The organism is Nocardia farcinica, assembly GCF_029867845.1.
In the GTDB taxonomy this organism is placed as follows: Bacteria; Actinomycetota; Actinomycetes; order Mycobacteriales; family Mycobacteriaceae; genus Nocardia; species Nocardia farcinica_A.
Genome location: NZ_JARWRU010000050.1, coordinates 1 through 7890, shown reverse-complemented (window position 1 = coordinate 7890; position 7890 = coordinate 1). Strand labels below are relative to the sequence as shown.

The window sequence follows — 7890 nt, the reverse complement described above, 5'->3', positions numbered from 1 at the left end:
ACTCAGCACTGAGGAGTTGCTGTCCCGGTTGGCCACGCCCCCGTCGTTCGATCTGGAGAAGATCACCGGCGTCCAGGAGCGGCGCGTGCACTCGAAGGACCCGGACAACTACGAGGACTCCTTCACGCTGGCCACCAGGGCCGCGCAGGACTGCCTGTCGCGTTCGCGCTACGACGCCGCCGAGCTGGATGTCGTCATCTCCACCTCGATCACCCGCAGCCGCTTCGGCACCCGCATGTACATGGAGCCGTCCTTCGCCGGCGCGCTGGCCGGGGAGCTCGGCGCGACCAAGGCGATCACCTTCGACGTCTCCAACGCCTGCGCCGGAATGCTCACCGGCACCTACATTCTCGACCGGATGATCCGCTCCGGCGCGGTCCGCAACGGCCTCGTGGTCAGCGGCGAGGCGATCACGCCCATCGCCGACACCGCGGTCAGGGAGATCTCGGAGAAGTACGACCTGCAGTTCGCCTCGCTGTCGGTGGGCGATTCCGGCTGCGCGATCGTGCTGGACGAGGCCGTCGACGACCGCGACGTCATCCACTACGTCGACCTGCTCACCGCCGCCGAGTACGCGCAGCTGTGTCTCGGCATGCCGAGCGACCGCACCGAGGGCATCGCCCTCTACACCGACAACCGGCAGATGCACAACGAGGACCGCTTCCGCCTCGGGCCGGACAGCCACCGCAACTTCCTCGAGTCGCAGGGCCGCACGTTCGCCGACGAGCAGTTCGACTACGTCATCCACCACCAGTTCGGCGCGGCCGCCATCCCGTGGATGAACGCCATCTGCGAGCGGGAGTTCGGCAGCCCCATGCCGCCGGACCTGCGGGTGATCGAGAAGTACGGCAACACCTCCACCACCTCGCACTTCCTGGTGCTGCACGACGCGCTGGGGGACCAGAAGATCCCGGAGGGCTCGAAGCTGCTGATGATCCCCGCAGCCTCCGGCATCGTCACCGGATACCTGTCAACCACCATCTCCTCGCTGAAGATCTAGGTCCAGTCATGACTGTGCGCATTGCATCCACCGCTGTCAGCCGCGGCGGCGACACCGCGAGCATCGTCGCCCACAGCGGCCGCGCCGCGCGGCTGTGCCTGGAGAAGGCGGGCGTGCGTCCCGACCAGGTCGGCGTGCTCATCAACACCGGTGTCTTCCGCGACTCCAACACCCTCGAGCCCGCCGTGGCCGCGCTGATCCAGAAGGAGGCAGGCATCGGCCTCGAGTACGCCACGCACGATCCCCGGACCTTCGCCTTCGACCTGATGAACGGCGCGACCGGCGTGCTGGAGGCGGTCCGGGTGGCCACCTCGATCCTGGAGACCGGCAGCGCCGAGTACGTGCTGATCGTCTCCGGCGACACCCATCCGTCGACGACCCGCCACGCCGCCGACGCGGACTTCCCCTACGCCACCTGCGGTGCGGCCATGCTGCTCGGCCGCACCGGCGAGCCGGCGGGCTTCGGCGTGGTGCGCTCGGTGGCCGGGGCCGGTACGCCCGCCGTCGAGGGGTACGTGGACACCGCCGCCATGGGCACCACCGGTCGCGGCGCCATGACCGTGGTGCGCGAGGAGGACTTCGAGGAGCGGCTGCTGTCGACCGCCGTGGAGGCAGCGGCCGGCGTGCTCGCCGAGTCGGGTGTCGGTGAGGCGGGCGAGCTGGCGCTCATCACCTCGACGCCCACACCGGAATTCGGTGGCCGCGTCGCTGACGCGCTCGGCATCGACCGCGCGCATCTGCGCACTCCCGACCTGTCCGACGGCGACCCGCACACCGCCGCGCTGACCGCCGCCTTCGACCGCGCCGTCGCCGAGGACAGCCTGGCCGGCTACCGGCGCGTGCTGTTCGTCGCCGCGGGCGCGGGCCCGGCGGCGGCAGCGGTGGTGTATCAGCTGACCGCCCCGGCAGGGGTGCCGGCATGACCGTTGCCGGCACGCTCGACGCCGAGCACGGCACCACCCCGGTCACCTACTGGGCGGGCCTCGACCGTTTCCGCGAGATCGTCCGCACCGACCCGCACCGTCCGGCGCTGCGCTGTCCCGACGGCTTCGGCCCGGACGGTCTGCCGCAGTACCGCAGGCTCGAGTACGGGGAGCTGGACGCCTGGGCCGCCACCGTGGCCCAGCGCATGTCCGAGGCCGGGGTGGGACCAGGCACCAGGACGATCGTGCTGGTGCTGCCCGGCCCCGAGCTGTACGCGACCCTGCTCGGCCTGCTGGAGATCGGCGCGGTACCCATCGTCATCGACCCGGGCATGGGCGTGCGCAAGATGCTGCGCTGCCTGCGCGCGGTGCGGGCCGAGGCGTTCGTCGGCATGCCGCAGGCGCACGCGCTGCGGGTGCTGGCGCGCTGGAACTTCCGCACGGTGCGCACCGCCGTCACGGTCGGCAGGCGCTGGTTCTGGGGTGGTCCGACGCTCCAGTCGTGGGGCCGCCGCCCGACCAGGCCACGCCCGGCCGGGGTGCACGGCAACCCGGACGACACCCTGCTCATCGCCTTCACCACCGGCAGCACCGGCCCGGCCAAGGCCGTCGAGCTGACCCACGGCAATCTCAGCGCGATGGTCGAGCAGGTGCACCTCGCCCGCGAGGAGCGCGAGCCAGGAGCCTCGCTCATCACGCTGCCGCTGTTCGGCGTGCTCGACCTGTTGCTCGGCTCGCGCTGCGTCATCCCGCCGCTGGTGCCGAGCAAGGTGGGCGCCACCGATCCCGCACACGTGGTCGACGCGATCCGCCGCTTCGACATCCGCACCATGTTCGCCTCCCCCGCTGTGCTGATCCCGCTGCTGCGCAGGCTGCGCTCGCACCCGCAGGAGCTGCCCAGCCTGGAGAGCGTGTTCTCCGGCGGCGCGCCGGTGCCCGCCTGGTGCGTCACCGGCCTTCGCGAGGTGCTGCCCGAGGACGCGCGCGTGTTCGCCGGCTACGGCTCCACCGAGGCGCTGCCCATGTCGACCGTGGAGTCCAGGGAGCTGCTGGACGGGCTGATCGAGCGCACCCGGCGCGGCGAGGGCACCTGCATCGGGCGGCCCGCGCACCGGATCGAGGCGCGGGTGGTGGCGATCACCGACGACCCGCTGCCCACCTGGGAGGAGGTCGAGCGTCGCGCGGACGAGCTCGAACACACCGGCGGCATCGGCGAACTCGTGGTGGCAGGCCCCAATGTGAGCACCCGCTACGCCTGGCCCGAGCAGGCCAACGCGGCGGGCAAGATCACCGACGGTGCGCGCGTCTGGCACCGCACCGGTGACCTGGCGCGCCTGGACGAGCAGGGCCGGATCTGGTTCTGCGGGCGCAAGAGCCAGCGGGTGCGCACCGCCGACGGCGATCTGTTCACCGTGCAGGTGGAGCAGATCTTCGCGCCCGTGGCCGGGGTGGCGCGCAGCGCGCTGGTCGGCGTCGGCGCACCCGGCGCGCAACGGCCCGTGCTGTGCCTGGAACTCGACGAGGGCGCCGAGGAGGCCGCGGTGCTCGCGGCGGTGCGGGCGCGGGCGGCGGAGTTCCCGCTCACCGAGGCGATCACCGATGTGCTGGTGCACCCCGGCTTCCCGGTGGACATCAGGCACAACGCCAAGATCGGCCGCGAAGACCTGGCAGTGTGGGCGGGCAAGCAACTGGGAGGTGCGCGGTGAGCGCGAAAGTGGCCGCACTACGGGCGATTCCGATCATCGGCTGGCTGTATCTCGCGGTCGGAGCGGTGGCCGCGGCGCGCGGGCAGGCGCCTGCCAACCGGCTGCTGCGCGCGGCGTGGTGGATCGACCTGTTCCTGAGCGTCGTCGTGCACGCCGCGCAGATCCCGGTCGCCCTGCGCGCCGCCCGGGGCAGCGGAGAGCCCGCGCTGCGCACCGCGGTCCTGACCCAGATCTTCGGGCTGACCTGGTGGCGCACCAACGGAAAGGGACAGGCGTGAGCACGGTATTGGTCACCGGCGCTTCGGGATTCGTCGGCGGCGCGGTGGTGCGCAGGCTGGTCCGCGAGGGCGGGCACGAAGTAGCGGTGCTGGTGCGCCCCACCAGCGATCTGAGCGGTCTCGGCGAAGCCGAACACAAGGTGCGCAAGGTCTACGGCGATCTCACCGATCCCGCCTCGCTGGCGCGGGCCACCGCGGGCGTCGATCTGGTGGTGCACAGCGCGGCCCGCGTCGACGAGCGCGGCACCCGTGCCCAGTTCGTGGCCGAGAATCGGCACGCCACCGAGCACCTGCTCGCCGCGGCCCGCCACGACGGCGTGCGGCGGTTCGTGTTCGTCTCCAGCCCGAGCGCGCTGATGGACCGCGACGGCGGCGACCAGATCGACATCGACGAGTCGGTGCCCTATCCGCGCCGGTACCTGAACTACTACTCCGAGACCAAGGCCGCCGCCGAGCGCGCCGTACTGGCCTCGGACACCGAGGACATGCGAACCGTGGCGTTGCGACCGCGCGCGATCTGGGGCGCCGGCGACCGTTCCGGCCCGATCGTGCGCATGCTCGCCCGCACCCAGGCGGGCGCGCTGCCGGATCTGTCCTTCGGCCGCACCGTGTACGCCTCGCTCTGCCACGTCGAGAACGTGGCCGAGGCGTGCCTGCTCGCCCTTCGGCCCGAAGCGCCGGGCGGGCGCGCGTATTTCGTGGCCGACGCCGAGCGCACCGATGTGTGGGGCTTCCTCGCGGAGGTGGCGCGCCGGCTCGGGTACCCGGTCCCGACCCGCAAGCCGAACCCGGTCGTGCTCGACGCGCTGGTGAAGGTGCTCGACACGGTGTGGCGCATCCCGGCGGTGGCCGGGCGCTGGTCGCCGCCGCTGTCGGGCTATGTGGTCGCGCTGCTCAGCCGCACCGCCACCTACGACACCGGCGCCGCCGCCCGCGATCTCGGCTACCGGCCGATCGTGGACCGTGAGACGGGCATGAACGAATTCCTCACCTGGTTGCAGGCCGAGGGCGGCGCGATGGCCCTCACCGCCGGCCTGCGCTGACCGGACCAGCCGATCCGAACGGACACCGACATGGGCACCGACTTCCGCAGGCCGATCACTCCCACCGAGCGGTTGTACTTCTCCACCCGGCAGGTCACGCCGCCGTTCATCATGCAGCTCGCGGTGCCGGGCACGGGCACGCTGGCCGCCGCGGAGTTGCAGCGGGCGGTGGACGCCGCCTCGGCGGCGAACCCCGGCTCGCGCCTGGTGGCCGAGGGCGAACGATGGGTGGACAGCGGCGTCGGCGCCACCGTCCGGGTCGTCCCGGACCGGACGCTGGACTACCGCGCGCTCGAACACGACGAGGAACTGAACCGCCCGCTCGGGCCGACCCCGGAGCGCACCACCGAGGTGCTGCTGTTGACCGGCGACCCGGTGACCGTGGTGTTCCGCGCCTTCCACGGCGTCATGGACGGCATGGGGCTGCGGCTGTGGGTCGACGACGTGTTCCGGGCGCTGCGCGGTGAGCCGCTCGTCGGCGCGCCCGACCCGATCGCCGACGCCGAGCTCGTCGCGCGTCTGGGCGTGCCCGGCAAACCGACCCTGGTGGTCCCGCGCTACCGCGCCGCCACCGGACGCGGCAGGCAGGACCCGGCCGCGCCGCGCTGGCTGCTTCGCCACCGCACGGTCGAGGCCAACGGCCGGGCCGTGGTGGCCCGCACCTGCGCCATCCTGGCCGAGCACACCCGAGGCGCCTCCCGCTTCATGATCCCGGTCGACCTGCGCAGGCACGATCCCGCGCTGCGTTCCACCGGGAATCTGGCGCTGCCGCTGTTCCTGGACGTCCGGCCCGGCACGAGCTGGCAGGACGTGTCCGCGCGCATGCGCGCGGGGCTGAGCGTGAACCAGGAACTCAACGAGATGGACAACGGCGGGCTGTCCCGCTTCCCGAAGCCGATGGTGCGCTCGGTGCTGCGCGGCGCCAACTGGCTCGGCGCCCGCGCAGGCCGGAACATGGTGTCGGCCACCGTCTCCCACATGGGCACGGTGGACACCGCCGCCCTGGCCACCCCCACCTGGCGGCCGACCACCATGCGCATCCTGCCCCAGCACAGCGGTGCCATGCCGTTGCTGTTCGGCATCCTCGCCGTCGACGACCGGCTGGAGATCACCGTCTCCTGCCGCAACGGCGCGGGCATCGAGCCCAGGTTGGAGGCACTGCTGGACACCCTCGCCGCGCGGCTGACCACCGAACTCGCCGAAGCGCCCGCGGCGTGAGGCTGCTCGACCGGCTCGTCCAGGGCCGTCCCCGCCTGGTCCTGGTCGTGCTCGCGGCGATCATGCTGGCATGTGGGCTGTTCGGCGCCGATACCTCAGAGCGGGTGAGCTCGGCCGGATTCGGCGATCCCGGTAGCGAATCCGCGCTGGTGGACTCGCTGGTGCGCGAGCACTTCGGGCCGCAGACCCCCGACGTGGTCGCCTTGTACACCGCGCCGGCCGGACGAACCGTCGACGAGCTGGCGGCGTCCGTCCGCACCGCGCTCGACGGCATCGATCCGGCTCTGCTGCAGCGGCCGGTGGAGACGCCGTGGACCAGCCTCGGCAAGTCCGCGCTGCTGCGCTCGGCGGACGGCACCCAGGCGCTGGCGCTGGTCTACCTGGCCGGTGACGACGACCGCCGCATCCGCGCCTACGCCGAGATCGAGGACTCGCTGCGGGTGCCGGACGTGCCGACCCGGCTGTCCGGCTACAGCGCGCTGGCCACCGAGATCAACGAGCGCTCGGCTCAGGATCTGGTGCGCGCCGAACTCATCTCGTTGCCGTTGGTGCTGGTGATCCTGGTGGTGGTCTTCGGCGGGTTCGTCGCCGCCGCCCTGCCGCTGGCCGTCGGCGTGCTGACGGTGCTCGGCGCGCTCGGCGCCATCCGCCTGCTCACCACCGTCACCGAGGTGAGCGTGTTCGCGGTCAACATCGCCTCCCTGCTCGGCCTCGGCATGGCCATCGACTACGGCCTGTTCCTGGTGAGCCGGTTCCGGGAGGAGCGGGCCGCCGGGCGCGAGGTGGCCGCGGCGATCTCGCGCACCTACGCCACCGCGGGCCGCACCGTCGCCTTCTCCGCGCTGCTGCTGGTCTGCGCGTTCGCGGGCACGTTCGTCTTCCCGCAGGCGGTGCTGCGCTCGCTGGGCTTCGGCGCGATCGCCGCGGTCGCGCTGGCGGCGCTGCTGTCGCTGACCGTGCTGCCCGCGCTGCTCGCCCTGGTCGGCCACCGCATCACCCCTGCCGCCGAACTGCCCCGAACCGAGCGGTTCTGGCGGCGGGTGGTCGACGCGGTGCTGCGCCGTCCCGGCGTCGTCGCCCTGGCCGCCGTCGCGGTGCTGCTGGTGCTCGCCGCCCCGCTGACCGGGCTGCGCCTGGGCGACATCGACCATCGCGCGCTGCCCGCCGACAGCGCGTCCCGGGCCACCGTCGAGGAACTGACCGAGCGGTTCCCCGCCGCGGGCAGCGGCATCACCGTCGTGCTGCGCGGCGAGCACGGCCCGCCGCAGGCGGCCGAGGTCGCGAGCGTCTCGGAGGCCGTCGCCGGCGTCGCCGGTGTGCGCACCGTGGTGCCGGTCGGCCGCGCCGACGACCTGGTGGTCTTCCACGCCTTCCTCACCGCCACCGACCGCAGCGACGCCGCGGGCGTGGCGGTCGAGGGCGTGCGGGCGCTCACCCCGCCGCCGGGGACCGGCCTGCTGGTCGGCGGCGACACCGCGGCCACCCTCGACAGCGTGGACTCCATCGTGCGGACGCTGCCGTGGATGGTGCTGGTGATGGTGGCGGCCACGCTGATCCTGCTCGCCGCCGCCTTCCGCTCGATCGTGCTGCCGCTGAAGGCCGTGGTGCTGGCCGCGCTCAGTCTCGCGGCCACCTTCGGCGTGCTCACCTGGATCTTCTGCGAGGGCAACCTGGCCTGGCTGCTCGGGGTGAGCACCGGGCCGATCGCGGCGGGCATGCTGG

At 72.8% G+C, this 7890-nt stretch carries 7 protein-coding genes; all 7 read left to right on the top strand.

Going from position 1 to position 7890, the window contains the following annotated elements; translation table 11 throughout:
• The coding region (locus tag QH283_RS00800; RefSeq protein WP_280501097.1) for a 3-oxoacyl-ACP synthase III family protein at positions 1 to 1000 on the top strand (1000 nt) is incomplete at its 5' end.
• Positions 1001 to 1008: 8 nt separating this feature from the next.
• On the top strand, positions 1009 to 1923 hold the full coding sequence (locus QH283_RS00795) for a hypothetical protein (protein WP_280501096.1): 915 nt from the start codon (positions 1009 to 1011) through the stop codon (positions 1921 to 1923).
• Positions 1920 to 3629: a fatty acid CoA ligase family protein gene (locus QH283_RS00790; RefSeq protein WP_280501095.1), complete on the top strand. Its 1710-nt coding sequence runs from the start codon at positions 1920 to 1922 to the stop codon at positions 3627 to 3629. Before QH283_RS00795 ends, QH283_RS00790 begins: the two co-directional genes overlap by 4 nt.
• Positions 3626 to 3907 carry a hypothetical protein gene (locus tag QH283_RS00785; RefSeq protein ID WP_280501094.1) on the top strand — a complete coding sequence of 94 codons (282 nt, stop codon included), beginning with the start codon at positions 3626 to 3628 and terminating at the stop codon, positions 3905 to 3907. Before QH283_RS00790 ends, QH283_RS00785 begins: the two co-directional genes overlap by 4 nt.
• Complete coding sequence (locus QH283_RS00780) at positions 3904 to 4950, top strand: NAD-dependent epimerase/dehydratase family protein (protein ID WP_280501093.1); 1047 nt, start codon at positions 3904 to 3906, stop codon at positions 4948 to 4950. The genes QH283_RS00785 and QH283_RS00780 overlap by 4 nt, the downstream gene beginning before the upstream one ends.
• Before the next feature lie 30 nt (positions 4951 to 4980).
• Positions 4981 to 6168 (top strand): peptide synthetase, encoded by a 1188-nt coding sequence (locus QH283_RS00775; protein WP_280501092.1) that lies wholly within the window; start codon positions 4981 to 4983, stop codon positions 6166 to 6168.
• On the top strand, positions 6165 to 7890 hold a 1726-nt coding region (locus QH283_RS00770; RefSeq protein ID WP_280501091.1), incomplete at its 3' end, for an MMPL family transporter. The genes QH283_RS00775 and QH283_RS00770, both read left to right, overlap by 4 nt.

What these genes read in the sequence shown, in the direction of transcription:
- QH283_RS00795 (WP_280501096.1), top strand. Translation starts at nt 1,009, where the DNA reads ATGACTGTGCGCATTGCATCCACCGCTGTCAGCCGCGGCGGCGACACC.
- QH283_RS00790 (WP_280501095.1), top strand. Translation starts at nt 1,920, where the DNA reads ATGACCGTTGCCGGCACGCTCGACGCCGAGCACGGCACCACCCCGGTC.
- QH283_RS00775 (WP_280501092.1), top strand. Translation starts at nt 4,981, where the DNA reads ATGGGCACCGACTTCCGCAGGCCGATCACTCCCACCGAGCGGTTGTAC.